We start from the raw sequence: 16,452 nt of genomic DNA, 5'->3' as shown, positions 1-16,452 counted from the left end.
CGCAGCCCGGCGCGAGGTCTTGCCAATGGTTAGCAAACGCTGCCCGGCTTACACACGCTTCACGCAAAGCCGGCCGGCGTGCAGCCCTCACGCTTAGGGCGCCGCCGGGCTGCCGCCCGGGCGCGGCGCCTCGCCACAATCGCGCCCGCCACGGGCGGCGGCCGCCCGCGTCGCCTCCGCGACGATGTGTATCCCACGCCCCCGTGAATGAGGGGCAAGGAGCGACGGTGCAGGCAGTTCGGCGGGCGTGGGCGTGGGGGCGGACGGCCTTCGGACTCGTGACGGTGTGGGCAGCGCAAGCCGCCGTGGCCGCGCCGCCGGCGCCGCCCGCGGCGCCTCGCGCGGCACCCGACGCCATCGCGCCCGCCGAGCCGATCGAGCGCCTGGCCGCCATGCTGCGCGGCGACCGCGAGCGCCGCGGCCGGCCCTATGCCGTCGTCGACAAGCGCACGGCCACGCTGCGCGTCTGGCGCGCCGACGGCACGCTGGCCGGCATCTCGACCGTGCTGATCGGCCGCACCCCCGGCGATCGTGCGTTGCCCGGCACCGGCGCGCGCACCGAGGCCGGCCTGCTCAGCCTCGACGACATGACGACGCCGGCCGGCCGCTACGACTCCGAGCCCGGCCGCAACCTGCAAGGCGAGGCGATCGTCTGGCTCGACTACGACAACGCGCTGGCGATCCATCGCCTGCGCCCCGGCGCCTCGCAAGCCGAACGGCTGCGCCGGCTCGCCTCGGCGCTGCCCGCCGACAAGCGCGCCTCGGCCGGCTGCGTCGTCGTGCCGGTCGCGTTCTACGACGGCGTCGTCGCGCCGCTGCTCGGGCGCGGCCGGGGATGGGTGGTGGTGCTGCCGGAGAACGGCGCCGTCGAGGATGCAGCGTCGGTGCTTTGAGCCCTGCGTCGGCCCGCAGGAACACCGCCGCTGGCAATCGGCAAACCAGCGTCACCGCCTTTGCCATGCATTGAGCGGCCCGCGCCTGCGTGCTTGAATCGTCGGCGCTCGCTGCCGTTGGCGGGCGTCACGACGAAAGGCGGGCGGCGATGGATCAGGACCTGGCCACTTCGACGACGACGCGCCCGGTGCGTCGCACCCTGCACACGACGCTGCTTGCCGCCGGCCTGAGCCTCGGGCTCGTCGCCGGCCTCGCCTGCGCCAACGAGCGCCACGACTTCCGAACCCCGGGCACCCCGCCGGGCATCGACCTGCCGCCGACCGCCGAGACGGTGCCGCCAGCGCCGCCGTGGGACGGCGTCGCCTACCGGCGCGGCGTGGTGTCGGTCTCGCACCCGCTCGCCGCGCAGGCCGGCGCCGACGTGCTGGCGCGCGGCGGCAACGCGATCGATGCGGCGGCGGCGATCCAGTTCATGCTGAACGTCGTGGAGCCGCAGTTCTCGGGCATCGGCGGCGGCGGCTTCATGATGGTTCACCTCGCGAATGGCGGGAAGAGCGGCCGCACCTTCGCGATCGACGGCCGCGAGAAGGCGCCCGCCGCCGCGACGCCGACGCAATTCGTGCTGAGCGGCGTGGCGCCGGCCGACCGCTTCGCGATCGCCTCGACCAGCGGCCTTGCGGTCGGCGTGCCGGGCACGCTGGCGGCGGTCGATTACGCGCTGCGGCGCTTCGGGTCGATCCGCCTGCGCGAGGCGATCGCGCCGGCCGCGAAAGTGGCCGAGCAGGGCTTCCGCATCAACCGCTTCCTCGCCAACGACATCGCCAACGACGGCGGGCGCACCAGTTTCCAGCCGGAGACGGCGGCGGTGTTCCGCCCCGGCGGCGTGCCGCTGAAGGAAGGCGACCTGCTGGTGCAGCCGGATCTCGCCAAGGCGTTCAGGCTGATCGCCAAGCAGGGCCCGGAGGTGTTCTACCGCGGCGAGATCGCCGCGGCGATCGTCGCCGCGCAGCAGCGCAGCCGCACGCCGGCACCGGCCGAAGGCGCCGGCCGCATGACGCTGGCCGACCTGCGCGACTACCGCGTCGCGCTGCGCGAGCCGACGCGCTTCGACTACCGCGGCTACACGCTGGCGATGATGTCGCTGCCGTCGTCGGGCGGGCTCACGGTGGGCGGCATGCTCGGCATGCTCGAGCGCTTCCCGATCGGCGACGCCTCCCAGGGCTTCGGCTTCGGCAGCACGACGACGCTGCACCTGATGGCCGAGGCGATGCGCCTGGCCTTCGCCGACCGCGCGGTGTGGATGGGCGACGCCGACTTCGTGCCGGTGCCCGAGCGCGGGCTGTTGAACCGCGACTACCTCGCGCTGCGCTCCGCGATGATCAGCCCCACGTCGCGCATGAGCACGCCGGCCGCCGGCAACCCGCTGCCCTACGACGACGCGATGCAGGGCGACAAGCGCACCCGCTTCGCGCCCGAGCTGAAGGAGGAGGTGCGCCCCTCGCACACCACGCACTTCAGCGTCGTCGATCGCTGGGGCAACGTGGTCAGCTTCACGACGACGATCGAGTCGACCTGGGGCACCGGCATCACCGTGCCGGGCTACGGCTTCCTGCTCAACAACGAGCTGACCGACTTCAACTTCGACCCGGCGAAGAACGCCGCCACCGGCAACCCCGGCGCGAACGACGTGGCGCCCGGCAAGCGCCCGCGCAGCTCGATGACGCCGACGATCGTCTTCAAGCGCCGCGAGCCGATCCTGGCCTACGGCTCGCCGGGCGGCGCGACGATCATCAATTCGGTGTTCAACGTGACGCTCAACCTGATCGACCACCGCATGAGCATCCAGCAGGCGATCGATGCGCCGCGGCTGTCGGTGACCAGCGCGCTCGGCACCGTCAGCTGCGAAGGCGTGCTTCCGTTCCAGCAGCCGAAGTTCACGGTCGCGACGCAGGATGGGTTGCGCGCGCTCGGCCACCTGCTGCCGGGTGCCGCCGGCACGAACGGCTGCACCGCGCAGATCGGCTCGGTGCAGGGCATCGTGGTCGACCTGCGCAGCGGCCGGCAGTACGGCGGCGCCGACCGGCGGCGCGAGGGCACGGTGATCGGCTTCGGCGCGCGCAAGCCGCGGGGTGACGGGCACGACGCCGACGGCGGCGGCGAGAACGACGACGACGGCGACGACGACAAGCGCGACGGCGGCAAGCGTGGCGGCGACTGAGCCGCCGAGGCTCGCCTTCGCCGCGCGGCGGCTTCAGCCCGCGAAGCGCGCGACCGGCACGCCGGCCACGCCGGCATCGAAGGCGAACACCCCGCCGGCCGATGGCGTGCGCGCGAGCGCCGCGGCGTCGAGCCCGGCGCGCGCGCTGGTCACGTACAGCGTGCGCAGATCGGCGCCGCCGAAGCAGGGCATCGTCGGGTTCGTCACCGGCAATTCGACATGGCCGACCAGCCGGCCGTCCGGCGCGAAGCGGTTGATCCGCCCGGCGCCGTGGCCGGCGTTCCAGTAGCAGCCCTCGACATCGACCGCCGCGCCGTCGGGCTTGCCCCAGGCGGGCTCCATCGCGACGAAGACGCGGCGCTCGCCGATCGCGCCGGTGTCGGGGTCGTGAGCGGCGCACCAGACGGTGGCGGCGCGCGAATCGGAGAAGTACAGCGTGCGGCCGTCGGGGCTCCAGGCCAGGCCGTTGAGCGTGCGAAAGCCGCTGGCGACGCGGCGCGCTTCGAGCTTCGCGTCGATGCGCCACAGCCCGCTTTCAGGCAGCCGCTCGGCGTGGTCGTCCATCGTGCCGACCCAGAAGCTGCCGTCGGGCGCCGCCTTGCCGTCGTTGTAGCGGTGGCGCGGGTGGGCGGCGCCCGGATGGATCAAGCGTTCGAGCGCGCCGCCCGGCGCCTCCAAGCGATGCAGCCCGCAGCCGAGCGCGAGCAGCAGGCCGCCGCGCGCGGCCAGCGCCAGGCAGCCGAGCTTCGCCGGCATCGGCCAGCGGTCGTGCACGCCGTCGGCCGCGCGCCAGCGGTGCAGCGCGTAGCCGTCGATGTCGGCCCAGTACAGCGCGCCTTCGTCGGCCGACCACACCGGCGATTCGCCGAGCGCGCAACGCGCATCGACGACGCAGCGCGCTTCGGCGTCGAGCCGCGTGCCGTTCATGCGCGCGCGGGCCGCGGCAGCGCGGCCGCGTCGCGGGCGAGCAGCTCGATGCGGTCCCAGTCGCGCTCGCGGATCGTCTCGGCCGGCATCGGCCAGGTGCCGCCGACGCAGGCGACGTTGCCCTGCGCCAGGTAGCGCGGCGCGCTTGCCGCGGTGATGCCGCCGGTCGGGCAGAAGCGCAGATCGCGGAACACGCTCGCGAAGCTCTTCAGCGCCGCGACGCCGCCCGCCGTTTCGGCGGGGAAGAACTTCAGCCGGGTGAAGCCGGCCTCGCGCGCGCGCATCACCTCGCTCGCGGTCGCGGTGCCGGGCAGCAGCGGCACCGGCGACTTGGCCGCGTGCGCGGCCAGCGCGTCCGTCAGGCCCGGCGAGACGACGAAGCGCGCGCCCGCCTCGATCGCCGCGTCGTACTGGCGCGCATCGAGCACGGTGCCGGCGCCGACGATCGCGCCGGCGATCGCGCTCATCTGCCGGATCGCCTCGAGCCCGGCCGCCGTGCGCAGCGTCACCTCAAGCACCGGCAGGCCGCCGCGCACCAGCGCCTGCGCGAGCGGCAGCGCGTCGTCGAGGTGGTCGATCACGATCACCGGGATCACCGGCGCGGCGTTCAGGATGTCGTCGAGGTTCATGCGTGCGTGCTCCATCACCCAGCCCAGGAAATCGCGCCTTTTTCCGCGGCCAGCGCAATGCGGCGGTTGCTCGCGAACAGCTCGCGGCCCATGCCGTGTTCCGCGACGCCGGGCTCGGGCAGCGCGTCGTCGCGAGCCGCCCAGTCGGTGGCATCGACGCGGGCTTCGAGCACGCCGGCTTCGCCGTCGACATGCACGATGTCGCCGTCGCGCAGCTTCGCGAGCGCGCCGCCGGCCAGCGCCTCGGGCGAAACATGGATCGCCGACGGCACCTTGCCCGACGCGCCCGACATGCGCCCGTCGGTGACCAGCGCCACGCGATGCCCGGCGTCCTGCAGCACCGAAAGGCTCGGCGTCAGCTTGTGCAGCTCGGGCATGCCGTTCGCGCGCGGGCCCTGGAAGCGCACGACGACGACCACGTCGCGGTGCAGCTCGCCGGCCCGGAACGCCGCGACCACGTCGTCCTGCGCTTCGAAGATGCGCGCGGGCGCGGTGACGACACGGTGCTCCGGCTTCACCGCCGAAGCCTTGAAGATCGCGCGGCCGAGGTTGCCCTGCAGCAGGCGCACGCCGGCGTGGGCGTCGAAGGGCTCGGCGGCGCCGCGCAGCACGTTGGTGTCGGCGCTTCGCGCAGCGGGCGCGCGCCAGGCGAGCCGCGAGGTGTTGCCGGGCGCGCCGCCGAGCGGCTCGAGCCAGGGCTCCTGCGTGTAGGTGCGCAGGCCGGGGCCCATCACGGTCTTGACGTCCTCGTGCAGCAGCCCGGCGTCGAGCAGCTCGCGGATCAGGAAGCCCATGCCGCCGGCCGCGTGGAAGTGGTTCACGTCGGCCTTGCCGTTGGGGTACATGCGCGTGAGCAGCGGGGTGATGCCGGAAAGCTCGTCGAAATCGCTCCAGTCGATCTGCACGCCGGCCATGCGCGCTGCGGCCACGAGGTGCAGCGTGTGGTTGGTCGAGCCGCCGGTGGCGAGCAGGCCGACGATCGCGTTGACGATGGCGCGCTCGTCGACGATCTCGCCGATCGGGGTGTAGTTCGCGCCCAGCGCGGTGAGGCCCACGACGCGGCGCGCGGCCTCGGCGGTGAGCGCCTCGCGCAGCGGCGTGTGCGGGTTGACGAAGGCGGTGCCCGGCAGGTGCAGGCCCATCACTTCCATGAGCATCTGGTTGCTGTTCGCGGTGCCGTAGAACGTGCAGGTGCCGGCGCCGTGGTACGAGGCCATCTCGGCTTGCAGCAGCTCTTCGCGGCCGACCTTGCCCTCGGCGTAGAGCATCCGCGTCTTGGCTTTTTCGTCGTTCCCCAGGCCCGAGGTCATCGGCCCGCCGGGCACGAAGATCACCGGCAGGTGCCCGAAGGCGAGCGAGCCGATCAGCAGGCCCGGGACGATCTTGTCGCAGATGCCCAGCATCAGCGCCGCGTCGAAGACCGCGTGGCTCAGCGCGATCGCGGTGGCCTGGGCGATCACGTCGCGCGACCACAGGCTCAGCTCCATGCCGGGCTGGCCCTGGGTGACGCCGTCGCACATGGCCGGCACGCCGCCGGCGAACTGCGCGGTCGCGCCGACCTCGCGCGCGGCGCGCTTGAGGATCTCGGGGAATTCGCCGAGCGGCTGGTGCGCCGACAGCATGTCGTTGTAGGCCGACACGATCGCGATGTTCGGCACGCGCTGGGCGCGGATCGCGAGCTTGTCGTTGACCGGCGCCGCGGCCATCGCGTGCGCCAGGTTCGTGCACGAAACGCCGGTGCGCGCCGGGCCCTGCTGCTTCCATTGCGCGATGCGCGCGAGGTAGTCGCGGCGCGTCGCGGCGCTGCGTTCCTGCACGCGGCGCGTCACGCGCTCGACGGTGGGGTGGATCGTCGTCATGTCGCCGGCTCCTGCTGGGTTCCAAGGCTGCTGGGCCGCCCGCCCGGACAGCGTCTGCGCTGGGGCCCGGCGGCGGTGGTGATGGGGCGGCTGTCGTCGAAACTATCGTGCATCCAAGCAGGTGCCGCGCATGCCGGCGTATCGACCATGTCTTTCGACCTCGTTCTCTTCGGCGGCACGGGCGACCTCACCTGGCGCAAGCTCATGCCCGCGCTGTTCCAGGCCTTCAGGCACGGCAAATTGCCTGCCGGGGGCCGCATCCTCGCGATCGCGCGCGACGAGCGCAGCGACGCCGAGTACCGCGAGTACATCCGCCAGCGCTTCGGCGACGTCGACGCGGCCAAGCAGCCGCCGAGCCCCGAGGAGTTCGACCGCTTCGCCGCGCTGCTGCACTACCAGCGCATGGACCTTTCGCAGCCCGAGCACTACGCGAAGCTTCGCGCTTGGGTCGAGCAGCGCGGCGCCGACAGCGTCGTCTTCTTCCTCGCGACCAGCCCGCACCTGTTCACCCAAATCTGCACCCAGCTCGGCGCCGCCGGCCTGAACGGCGACACGGTGCGCGTGGTGCTCGAAAAGCCGCTCGGCCACGACCTCGCCAGCGCGCAGGAGATCAACCGCGCGGTGCGCGCGGTGTTTCGCGAGGACCAGGCGCTGCGCATCGACCACTACCTCGGCAAGCCTTCGGTGCAGAACCTGTCGGCGCTGCGTTTCGGCAACGCGCTGTTCGAGCCGCTGTGGCGCCGCGAGAGCATCGCCAACATCCAGATCACGCTGGCCGAGAGCATTGGCGTGGGCACGCGCGGCGACTTCTACGACCGCACCGGCGCGTTGCGCGACATGGTCCAGAACCACGCGCTGCAGCTGCTGACGATGATCGCGATGGAGCCGCCTTCGAGCACCGACGCCGACGCGAACCGCGACGAGAAGCTCAAGGTGCTGCGCTCGCTGAAGCCCTTCACCGAGGTGACGGTCGCGCAGGACATCGTGCGCGGCCAGTACCGCGCCGGCAACTGCGCGGGCCAGCCGGTGCCGGGCTACGTCGACGAGGTCCGCGTGCCGGCGGGCAGCACCACCGAGACCTTCGTCGCGCTGCGCACCGAGGTGCAGAACTGGCGCTGGGCTGGCGTGCCGTTCTACATCCGCACCGGCAAGCGGCTGGCACAGCACGACGCGCACATCGTCGTCAACTTCCGGCCGGTGCCGCACGCGATCTTCTCGGGCGCCAGCCGCGCGAACAAGCTGGTGATCAACCTGCAGCCGAGCGACGGGCTCGAGCTGCACCTGCTGGCGGCCAAGGGCGCCGGCCAGCGCGAGCTGCTGACGCCGGTGTCGCTGGACCTCGACTTCGACAAGGCCTTCGCGACCGAGCGCGTCGGCGCCTACGAGCGGCTGCTGCTCGATGCGATCGCCGGGCGGCTGCACCTGTTCGTGCGCAGCGACGAGCAGGAGCAGGCCTGGCGCTGGGTCGAGCCGGTGCTGCACCACTGGGCGCGCGACGGCTCGGCGCCGCGGCCCTACGCGGCCGGCAGCTGGGGGCCGCCGGCGGCGAGCGCGCTGGTGGCGCGCGATGGGGTGATGTGGGCCGAGGAAGAGTGAGGCGGCCGACGGGACGAGCGTTTCGCCGGTGCTGACCCGGGGGCAGCCGGCGACGTATCACACGTCGATGTTCGCCGCCCTCAAGGCATTGCTCTCGATGAAGTCGCGCCGCGGCTCGACCTCCTCGCCCATCAGCATCGTGAAGACGCGGTCGGCCTCGATGCCGTCGTCGATCTGCACGCGCAGCAGGCGCCGCACGTTGGGGTCCATCGTGGTTTCCCACAGCTGCTCGGGGTTCATCTCGCCGAGACCCTTGTAGCGCTGGCGGCCGACGGCGTGCTCGGCCTGCTGCATCAGCCAGGCCATCGCTTCGCGGAAGTCGCCGACCTTCGCTTCCTTCTGCTTCTCGCCTTCGCCCTTCTTGACGACCGCGTCCTTCGCGACCAGTCCCTTGAAGGCACGGCCGGCGTTGGCAAGCGCCTCGTAGTCGGCGCCGTGGATGAAGTCCGCCGGGATCACGCTCGACTTGGTGTTGCCGTGGTGGCGGCGGCCGATGCGCAGCAGGTGCTTGTCGGTGCGCGCGTCGAACTCGGCGCTGACCTCGGCATCGACCAGCGCGGCCTTCAGCGCCAGGGCCGATTGCTCGGCGGCTTCGAGGTTGTCGAGGTCCAGCGTCAAGCCGTCGGCGATCGCGCGCAGCGCGGCGACGTCCATCCAGTTCGCGAGCCGGTCGACGACGTTGTTCGCCAGCACGTACTGCCGCGCCAGCGCTTCGAGCGCGTCGCCTTGCAGCACGGCGCCGTCCACGCCCGTCTCCAGCTTGGCCTCGCGCAGCGCGATGCGCAGCAGGTAGGCATCCAGCTCGAGCCCGTCCTTCAGGTACTGCTCCTCCTTGCCGAACTTGACCTTGTAGAGCGGCGGCTGCGCGATGTAGATGTGGCCACGCTCGACCAGCTCGGGCATCTGCCGGTAGAAGAAGGTGAGCAGCAGCGTGCGGATGTGGGCGCCGTCCACATCCGCGTCCGTCATGATGATGATGCGGTGGTAGCGCAGCTTGTCGGGGTTGTATTCGTCCTTGCCGATGCTCGTGCCGAGCGCGGTGATCAGCGTGACGATCTCGTTGCTGGTCAGCAGCTTCTCGAAGCGGGCCCGTTCGACGTTGAGGATCTTCCCGCGCAGGGGCAGGATCGCCTGGAACTTGCGGTCGCGGCCCTGCTTGGCCGAGCCCCCGGCCGAGTCGCCCTCGACGATGTAGATCTCGCACAGCGCCGGATCCTTCTCCTGGCAGTCGGCGAGCTTGCCGGGCAGGCCCATGCCGTCGAGCACGCCCTTGCGGCGCGTCATCTCGCGAGCCTTGCGCGCCGCTTCGCGCGCGCGTGCGGCCTCGACGATCTTGCCGCAGACGATCTTCGCGTCGATCGGGTTCTCGAGCAGCCAGTCGGTCAGCAGCTTGCCGACGATGTCCTCGACCGGCGCGCGGACCTCGCTGGACACCAGCTTGTCCTTCGTCTGCGAGCTGAACTTCGGTTCGGGCACCTTGACGCTGATCACGCAGGCGAGGCCTTCGCGCATGTCGTCGCCGGCGATCTCGACCTTGGCCTTCTTCGCGAGCTCGTGGTCGTCGATGTACTTGTTGATGACCCGCGTCATCGCGGCGCGCAGGCCGGTCAGGTGCGTGCCGCCGTCGCGCTGCGGGATGTTGTTGGTGAAGCAGAGCACCTGCTCGCTGTAGCCGTCGTTCCACTGCATCGCGACTTCGACGCCGATCGTCGTGCCCTGCTCGCTGGGCTTCTCGCCGAGCGCGTGGAAGACGTTCGGATGCAGCACCTTCTTGCCCGTGTTGATGAATTCGACGAAGCCCTTGACGCCGCCGGCGAAGGCGAAGTCGTCTTCCTTCGCGTTGCGCTCGTCGACCAGCTTGATCTTGACGCCGTTGTTCAGGAACGAAAGCTCGCGCAGCCGCTTGGCGAGCACGTCGTAGTGGAAGTCGATGTTGGAGAAGATCTCCTCGTCGGGCAGGAAGTGGACTTCGGTGCCGCGCTTTTCGGTGTCGCCGATGACCTTCATCGGGCTCACTTCAAAGCCGTCGCGCTGCTGCAGTTCGCGCTCCTGCGGCACGCCCTTCCTGAACTCCATGAAGTGCACCTTGCCGTCGCGGCGCACGGTGAGCCGCAGCGACTTCGACAGCGCGTTGACGCAGCTCACCCCGACGCCGTGCAGCCCGCCCGAGACCTTGTAGCTGTTCTGGTTGAACTTGCCGCCGGCATGCAGCTCGGTCAGCGCGATTTCGGCGGCCGAGCGCTTCGGCTCGTGCTTGTCGTCCATCTTGACGCCGGTGGGGATGCCGCGGCCGTTGTCGATGACGCTGATCGAGTTGTCGGTATGGATGGTGACGACGATGTCGTCGCAGTGGCCGGCCAGCGCCTCGTCGATCGAGTTGTCGACGACCTCGAACACCAGGTGATGCAGGCCGGTGCCGTCGGAGGTGTCGCCGATGTACATGCCCGGCCGCTTGCGCACCGCCTCCAGACCTTCGAGGATCTGGATCGAGCCCTCGCCGTAGGCGTTCGGGTCCTGGCCGTTCGGTTGCGGCGCAGGGTTCGGCTCGTTCGGATTCGTCTCACTCATGGATGGCATTCGAGAGGGTCGAGCAGAGAGGGTCGAGCAGCGACCCGGGCGTCAATCTGACGAGCACCCCCGCTTGGCGGGGGCAGGGGGTGCGAAACGTACGCAGCGGAGCTGGCCCGCCGGGCTAGATCCTCATCGGCATGACCACGTACTTGAAGCCGGCCTGCTCCGGCACCGTCACCAAGGCCGAGCTGTTCGCGTCCTGCAGCGACACCGTCACCATCTCCTGGTCCATGTTGGCCAGCGCGTCCATCAGGTACGTCACGTTGAAGCCGATCTCGATCGCGTCGCCGGCGTAGTCGATCTCGAGCTCCTCTTTGGCCTCCTCCTGCTCGGCATTGCTCGACGCGATGCGCAGGGTGCCCGGCTCGATGTTCAGCCGCACGCCCTTGAACTTCTCGCTGGTGAGGATCGCCGCGCGTTGCAGGCTCGCGAGCAGCGGCGCGCGGCCCAGCGTCACGTGGTTCTTGTGGTTCTTCGGGATCACGCGGTGGTAGTCGGGGAACTTGCCCTCGACCAGCTTGGTGACGAACTCCATGCCGCTGAACGCGAACTTGGCCTGGTTGTTGGCGAAGCGCATCTCGATCGTCTGCTCGTCGTCCTTGAGCAGGCGCTGCAGCTCCAGCACCGTCTTGCGCGGCAGGATCACCTCCTGCTTCGGCATCTCGACGTCGAGCGTCGCCTGCGCCAGCGCCAGCCGGTGGCCGTCGGTCGCGACGAGCGTCAAGCTCCGGCCCTCGGCGACGAACAGGATGCCGTTGAGGTAGTAGCGGATGTCGTGTACCGCCATCGCGAAGTGCACCTGTGCGATCAGCGCCTTCAGCGACCGCTGCGGCACGCTGAACGCCGGGCCGAAGTCGGCGGCCTCCTGCACCAGCGGGAAGTCGTCGGCCGGCAGCGTCTGCAGCGTGAAGCGGCTCTTGCCGCCGGCGAGCGTCAGCTTGTTCTGCGCGCTCGCCAGGCTCACCGTCTGGTCGGCCGGCAGCGTGCGCAGGATGTCGATCAGCTTGCGCGCGCCGACCGTCGTCGCGAAGTTGCCTGCGTCACCATCGAACTCGGCCTGGGTGCGCACCTGGATCTCGAGGTCGCTGGTGGTGAACTCGATCTGCCGGCCGGTCTTCTTGAGCAGCACGTTGGCCAGCACCGGCAGCGTGTGCCGGCGTTCGACGATGCCGGCGACCTTCTGCAGCGCGGCGAGCACTTCTTCTTGCGGGCTCTTCAGGACGATCATGTTCAACCTCTTCGTCGTTTCTTAACTTAGGTCTTAGTAGATAGGGCAGGCGCGTCGCTGTGGACAAGCGCGCGACCGCCTTGCGCAGCAAGGACTTGAGCGCGGGGCAAGCCTGTGTTCAAGCGGGCTTGAGGGACTGCATCGAAGGCGAACAACTCGGTCGCGCGGGCAGCCGCTGTGGACAGCCGCCCGCTTGCGCTCGATCCATCCACAGCCTTGTGCGTTGACGCGCCTGCCGCTCGCATGCTTGGGTCCTGCTCAGCCTTTGAGCGTCTGTTCCAGCACGTGCAGCTGCTGGTTCAGTTCGGTGTTCTTGCCGCGCTCGCCGCCGATCTTGCGTACCGCGTGCAGCACGGTGGTGTGGTCGCGTCCGCCGAAGAGCTCGCCGATCTCGGGCAGGCTCTTCTGCGTCAGTTCTTTGGCGAGGTACATCGCGATCTGCCGCGGCCGCGCGATCGAGGCCGGCCGCTTCTTCGAATACATGTCGGCGACCTTGATCTTGTAGAAATCGGCCACGGTCTTCTGGATGTTCTCGACGCCGATCTGGCGGTTCTGGATCGAAAGCAGGTCCTTCAGCGCCTCCCGGGCGAGGGCGATGTTGATGTCCTTCTGGCTGAAGCGCGCATAGGCCATCACCTTGCGCAGCGCGCCTTCGAGTTCGCGCACGTTGGCGCGGACGTTTTTCGCGATGAAGAAGGCCACGTCCTCGGGCATCGGGTTGCCCTCCGCGCCCGACTTGCGCATCAGGATCGCGACGCGCATTTCCAGCTCGGGCGGCTCGATCGCGACCGTCAGTCCGGCATCGAAGCGGCTGGTGAGCCGCTCGTCGATGTCGGCCAGCCCCTTTGGGTAGGTGTCGCTGGTCATGATGATGTGCGCCTGTTTCGCGAGCAGCGCCTCGAAGGCGTTGAAGAACTCCTCCTGCGTGCGCTCCTTGCCGGCGAAGAACTGCACGTCGTCGATCAGCAGCAGGTCCAGCGAGTGGTACTTGGCCTTGAGCTCGTCGAAGGTCTTGCGCTGGTAGTTCTTGACCACGTCGGTGATGAACTGCTCGGCGTGCAGGTAGAGCACGCGGGCGGTCGGGCGGTCGCGCAGCAGCGCGTTGCCGACCGCGTGGATCAGGTGCGTCTTGCCCAGGCCGACGCCGCCATAGATGAACAGCGGGTTGTACATCGCACCCGGCGCGCCGGCGACGTGCAGCGCGGCGGTGCGTGCCATCTGGTTCGCGCGGCCCGGCACCAGCGTGTCGAAGGTGAGCGCCGGGTTCAGCCGGTGGCGCGCCTGCGCTTCCGCATTGACCGAGCGGGCCAGCGTTTCGAGGCTTTCCGGCGTGTTGGCCGCCGGCGGCCTGGCGCTGCCATTGAGCGCCGGCGCGCGTTCCCCGCGCGGCGCGGCTTCGCGCTGGGCGAGCTGCAACTCAAGCCGCACCGGCTTGCCGGCCAGATCGCTCAGCACCGCTTCGATGCGCGCGGCGTACTGGTTGCGGATCCAGTCGAGCTTGAAGCGGTTCGGCACTTTCAGCACAGCGACGGTGGCCTCGGCGCTTTCCTGCAGCTCGGCCGCGGGCAGCGGCCGGATCCAGGTGTTGAACTGCTGCTCGGGCAGCTCGGTCGCGAGGCGCTCGCAGCCGCGTGACCAGACATCGGCAGCACTCATGGCTCGTTGTGGACAATGCATGGCGAAGCGGCGGGATTCTAGCGGCCGATCGGGCCAGCCACGACCGGTTATCCACAGCGCGAAGCCGCCTGCGCCGCAGCCGCCGACATGGCCCTGCGTTGACGGGCCTACGGCCATCGGTTCCAATCCGCGGTTCGCTTTTTGCGCCCCTTCACCTTTTCAGCCCGACGACCATGAAGCGTACCTACCAACCTTCGAAGACGCGGCGTGCGCGCACCCACGGCTTCCTCGTGCGCATGAAGACCCGCGGCGGGCGCCGCGTGCTGAGCGCGCGCCGCGCCAAGGGCCGCAAGCGCCTGGCTCTCTGACCGGCGGCAAGCCGCCAGCGACTGCGCCGGCCCCTGGCGCGCCCGACCGCGCTGACCGCGCCGCTGCCGTGGACCGCGCCGGCGTCATCCGCGCAAGGCCGGGCGCGCGCGGGAAGCCGATGCAAGCCGACGATTTCCGGCGCGCGCTCGCGCAGGCCCCACGGGCCCGCAGCGAGCACTTCGCAGTGCATGCGCCGCCGGCTCGCCGGCCAGCTGGCTCGGTGGCTCACCATGCTGCCGGCAACTTGTCAACACCCGTGATCACCGCCACCTCGGTCCCTGTGGAGGACCACCCCCGGCTCGGCTTGGTGCTGCCCAAGCGCCTGGCGCGGCATGCCGTCACCCGCAACCTGCTGCGGCGCCAAGGGCGTGCAGTCTGGGCCGCCTCGGCCGCGGCCCGGACGGCGGGTGACTGGGTGATCCGCCTGAGCCGGCCGTTCGACCGCGCGCACTACCCGAGCGCGGCCTCGCCGGCGCTGCGCAGCGCAGTGCGCGCCGAGCTGCAGGCGCTGCTCGCCAAAGCGTGCGATCCGGAGCGGCAGCGATGAGCCGGCTCGCGACCGGGCTGCTGGTCGGCCTCGTGAAGTTCTATCGGCTGTTCTTCAGCGCCTGGCTCGGCGCCGGCTGCCGTTTTGAGCCGAGCTGCTCGGCCTACGCGCTCGAGGCCCTGCGCCGCCACGGCGCGCTGCGCGGTGGCGCCTTGGTCGTCGCGCGGCTCGCGCGTTGCCGCCCCGGCGCCACGGGCGGCTTCGAGCCGGTGCCAGCGCAGCCGCCGAGCTGGCTCGGCCGCGCCGCGCGGCACGGGCTGCGCTGCGGCTGCCTTCCTTCTTCCTCTTCAAGAGACCGGCCCGCGGCCGGGACGATGCGATGACCGACTTGCGCCGCACGCTGCTTTGGGGCGTCTTCCTGATGTCGCTGTTTCTGCTGTGGGACGGCTGGAACAAGCAGAACGGGCGCGGCTCGTTCTTCGAGCCGCAGGTGCGCAGCGCGGCACCGGCCGCGCCGGCTAACGGTGGCGCGTCGTCGGCGCCGGGCGCGGTGCCGACCCCGTCGTCGGGCGCAGGCACCGCGGCCGGCGCGCCGCCGGCCGGTGCCGCGCCGGCCGCGGCCACCGCAGCCACCGTCACCGTCGCGACCGACATCCTCGAGCTCACCTTCGACACCCGCGGCGCCGACGTCGTCCGTGCGCAACTGCTGACGCAGGTCGACCAGGCCGACCGCAGCAAGTCGGTCGTGCTGCTCGAGCGCTCGGCGAGCCGCCTGTACGTCGCGCAGACGGGGCTGGTCGGCGCACCCGGCTTGCCGAACCACCTGACGAGCTTCAGGCCGGTGCCCGGCGAGACCCGGCTCGCGCCGGACAAGAACACGCTGGAGGTGGCCTTCGAAGCCGGCGAGAGCGGCGGCGTGATCGTGCGCAAGACCTACACGCTGACGCGCGGCAACTACCTGATCGACGTGCGCCACGAGATCCGCAACGAGGGCAGCGCCGCGGTGACGCCGCAGCTCTACCTGCAGCTGGTGCGCGACGGCAACGTCGAAGCGCCGAGCATCTTCCTCGCGCCGACTTCCTTCACCGGCCCGGCGATCTACACCGACGCGGGCAAGTTCCAGAAGATGGACTTCACCGACATCGAGAAGGGCAAGGCCGAGCACGTCAAGACCGCCGACAGCGGCTGGGTCGCGATGGTCCAGCACTACTTCTTCTCGGCCTGGCTGCATGCGCCGCAGACGCCGCGCGAGTTCTACGCGCGCAAGGTCGACACCAACCTCTACGCCGTCGGCGAGCTGCTCACCGTGGGCAGCGTCGAGCCCGGCGCGAGCAAGACGGTGGCGAGCCGCCTCTACCTGGGCCCGCAGGAGGAAACCAAGATCGAGACGCTGGCCCCGGGACTCGACCTGGTGAAGGACTACGGCTGGTTCACCATCCTCGCGAAGCCGCTGTTCTGGCTGCTCGACAAGCTGCACGGCCTGCTCGGCAATTGGGGATGGGCGATCGTCGCGCTCGTCGTGCTGTTGAAGCTGGCGTTCTATTCGCTCAACGCCAGCGCCTACAAGTCGATGGCGAAGATGAAGGCGGTCAACCCGCGCGTGCAGGAACTGCGCGAGCGCCTGAAGGACAAGCCTCAGCAGATGCAGCAGGAGATGATGCGCATCTACAAGGAGGAGAAGGTCAACCCGCTCGGCGGCTGTCTGCCGATCCTGGTGCAGATGCCGGTGTTCATCGCGCTGTACTGGGTGCTGCTGTCGAGCGTCGAGATGCGCAACGCGCCGTGGGTGCTGTGGATCAAGGACCTCTCGGTCCAGGACCCGTACTACATCCTGCCGGTCGTGATGACCGCCACGACGCTGCTGCAGACCTGGCTCAACCCGACGCCGCCGGACCCGATGCAAGCGCGGCTGATGTGGATCATGCCGCTGGTGTTCGGCGTGATGTTCTTCTTCTTCCCGGCCGGCCTGGTGCTGTACTGGATCACCAACAACGTGCTGTCGATCGCGCAGCAGTACGTGATCAACAAGCGGCTCGGCGTCGCCTGAGTCGCGCAGC

Annotated in this window: 13 protein-coding genes; 7 read left to right on the top strand and 6 right to left on the bottom strand. The window is 70.4% G+C overall.

Going from position 1 to position 16,452, the window contains the following annotated elements:
• Nucleotides 1–284: 284 nt before the first annotated feature.
• Nucleotides 285–893 carry a L,D-transpeptidase gene (locus tag VFR90_RS10430; RefSeq protein WP_326406064.1) on the top strand — a complete coding sequence of 203 codons (609 nt, stop codon included), beginning with the start codon at nucleotides 285–287 and terminating at the stop codon, nucleotides 891–893.
• 149 nt (nucleotides 894–1,042) lie between these two features.
• Entirely contained in the window at nucleotides 1,043–3,112 is a 2,070-nt protein-coding gene (ggt, locus tag VFR90_RS10425) for a gamma-glutamyltransferase (RefSeq protein ID WP_326406063.1), read from the top strand.
• A 33-nt stretch (nucleotides 3,113–3,145) separates the two neighbouring features.
• Here the strand turns inward: ggt and VFR90_RS10420 are convergent, their stop codons facing one another.
• From VFR90_RS10420 to edd, 3 genes are read right to left on the bottom strand one after another with little or no spacing between them, the layout of a single operon-like run.
• A complete protein-coding gene (locus VFR90_RS10420; protein WP_326406062.1) occupies nucleotides 3,146–4,039 on the bottom strand; it encodes an SMP-30/gluconolactonase/LRE family protein in 894 nt (297 codons plus the stop codon).
• Complete coding sequence (locus VFR90_RS10415) at nucleotides 4,036–4,668, bottom strand: bifunctional 4-hydroxy-2-oxoglutarate aldolase/2-dehydro-3-deoxy-phosphogluconate aldolase (protein WP_326406061.1); 633 nt, start codon at nucleotides 4,666–4,668, stop codon at nucleotides 4,036–4,038. The genes VFR90_RS10420 and VFR90_RS10415 overlap by 4 nt, the downstream gene beginning before the upstream one ends.
• Before the next feature lie 14 nt (nucleotides 4,669–4,682).
• Nucleotides 4,683–6,527, bottom strand: a complete 1,845-nt coding sequence (edd, locus tag VFR90_RS10410; RefSeq protein ID WP_326406060.1) for a phosphogluconate dehydratase — start codon at nucleotides 6,525–6,527, stop codon at nucleotides 4,683–4,685.
• 147 nt (nucleotides 6,528–6,674) lie between these two features.
• Here edd and zwf point away from each other — a divergent pair, with 147 nt between their 5' ends.
• Nucleotides 6,675–8,123 (top strand): glucose-6-phosphate dehydrogenase, encoded by a 1,449-nt coding sequence (zwf, locus tag VFR90_RS10405; protein WP_326406059.1) that lies wholly within the window; start codon nucleotides 6,675–6,677, stop codon nucleotides 8,121–8,123.
• A gap of 57 nt (nucleotides 8,124–8,180) precedes the next feature.
• Here the strand turns inward: zwf and gyrB are convergent, their stop codons facing one another.
• From gyrB to dnaA, 3 genes are all read right to left on the bottom strand, one after another.
• Complete coding sequence (gene gyrB, locus VFR90_RS10400) at nucleotides 8,181–10,691, bottom strand: DNA topoisomerase (ATP-hydrolyzing) subunit B (RefSeq protein ID WP_326406058.1); 2,511 nt, start codon at nucleotides 10,689–10,691, stop codon at nucleotides 8,181–8,183.
• A gap of 124 nt (nucleotides 10,692–10,815) precedes the next feature.
• Entirely contained in the window at nucleotides 10,816–11,922 is a 1,107-nt protein-coding gene (gene dnaN / locus VFR90_RS10395; protein ID WP_326406066.1) for a DNA polymerase III subunit beta, read from the bottom strand.
• A gap of 258 nt (nucleotides 11,923–12,180) precedes the next feature.
• The gene (gene dnaA / locus VFR90_RS10390) at nucleotides 12,181–13,578 is read right to left on the bottom strand and encodes a chromosomal replication initiator protein DnaA (protein ID WP_326406057.1); all 1,398 of its coding nucleotides are present in this window, start codon (nucleotides 13,576–13,578) and stop codon (nucleotides 12,181–12,183) included.
• Nucleotides 13,579–13,772: 194 nt separating this feature from the next.
• On the opposite strand from dnaA, the gene rpmH reads away from it, so the two are divergent.
• The 4 genes from rpmH (at nucleotide 13,773) to yidC (ending at nucleotide 16,442) form a co-directional block, all read left to right on the top strand.
• Nucleotides 13,773–13,907, top strand: a complete 135-nt coding sequence (gene rpmH / locus VFR90_RS10385; protein ID WP_326406056.1) for a 50S ribosomal protein L34 — start codon at nucleotides 13,773–13,775, stop codon at nucleotides 13,905–13,907.
• 68 nt (nucleotides 13,908–13,975) lie between these two features.
• On the top strand, nucleotides 13,976–14,455 hold the full coding sequence (locus VFR90_RS10380) for a ribonuclease P protein component (protein ID WP_326406055.1): 480 nt from the start codon (nucleotides 13,976–13,978) through the stop codon (nucleotides 14,453–14,455).
• The gene (gene yidD / locus VFR90_RS10375) at nucleotides 14,452–14,778 is read left to right on the top strand and encodes a membrane protein insertion efficiency factor YidD (RefSeq protein ID WP_326406054.1); all 327 of its coding nucleotides are present in this window, start codon (nucleotides 14,452–14,454) and stop codon (nucleotides 14,776–14,778) included. The genes VFR90_RS10380 and yidD overlap by 4 nt, the downstream gene beginning before the upstream one ends.
• Nucleotides 14,775–16,442 (top strand): membrane protein insertase YidC, encoded by a 1,668-nt coding sequence (gene yidC / locus VFR90_RS10370; protein ID WP_326406053.1) that lies wholly within the window; start codon nucleotides 14,775–14,777, stop codon nucleotides 16,440–16,442. Before yidD ends, yidC begins: the two co-directional genes overlap by 4 nt.
• The last annotated feature ends 10 nt before the right edge of the window (nucleotides 16,443–16,452 follow it).

It is taken from the genome of Methylibium sp., from assembly GCF_035762065.1.
In the GTDB taxonomy this organism is placed as follows: domain Bacteria; phylum Pseudomonadota; class Gammaproteobacteria; order Burkholderiales; family Burkholderiaceae_C; genus Methylibium.
This window is presented reverse-complemented; position numbering and strand designations above follow the sequence as displayed.

Coding starts and splice junctions, on each gene's coding strand:
- ggt (WP_326406063.1), top strand. CDS start 1,043: ATGGATCAGGACCTGGCCACTTCGACGACGACGCGCCCGGTGCGTCGC.
- VFR90_RS10420 (WP_326406062.1), bottom strand. CDS start 4,039: ATGAACGGCACGCGGCTCGACGCCGAAGCGCGCTGCGTCGTCGATGCG.
- VFR90_RS10415 (WP_326406061.1), bottom strand. CDS start 4,668: ATGAACCTCGACGACATCCTGAACGCCGCGCCGGTGATCCCGGTGATC.
- edd (WP_326406060.1), bottom strand. CDS start 6,527: ATGACGACGATCCACCCCACCGTCGAGCGCGTGACGCGCCGCGTGCAG.
- zwf (WP_326406059.1), top strand. CDS start 6,675: ATGTCTTTCGACCTCGTTCTCTTCGGCGGCACGGGCGACCTCACCTGG.
- gyrB (WP_326406058.1), bottom strand. CDS start 10,691: ATGAGTGAGACGAATCCGAACGAGCCGAACCCTGCGCCGCAACCGAAC.
- dnaN (WP_326406066.1), bottom strand. CDS start 11,922: ATGATCGTCCTGAAGAGCCCGCAAGAAGAAGTGCTCGCCGCGCTGCAG.
- dnaA (WP_326406057.1), bottom strand. CDS start 13,578: ATGAGTGCTGCCGATGTCTGGTCACGCGGCTGCGAGCGCCTCGCGACC.
- rpmH (WP_326406056.1), top strand. CDS start 13,773: ATGAAGCGTACCTACCAACCTTCGAAGACGCGGCGTGCGCGCACCCAC.
- yidD (WP_326406054.1), top strand. CDS start 14,452: ATGAGCCGGCTCGCGACCGGGCTGCTGGTCGGCCTCGTGAAGTTCTAT.
- yidC (WP_326406053.1), top strand. CDS start 14,775: ATGACCGACTTGCGCCGCACGCTGCTTTGGGGCGTCTTCCTGATGTCG.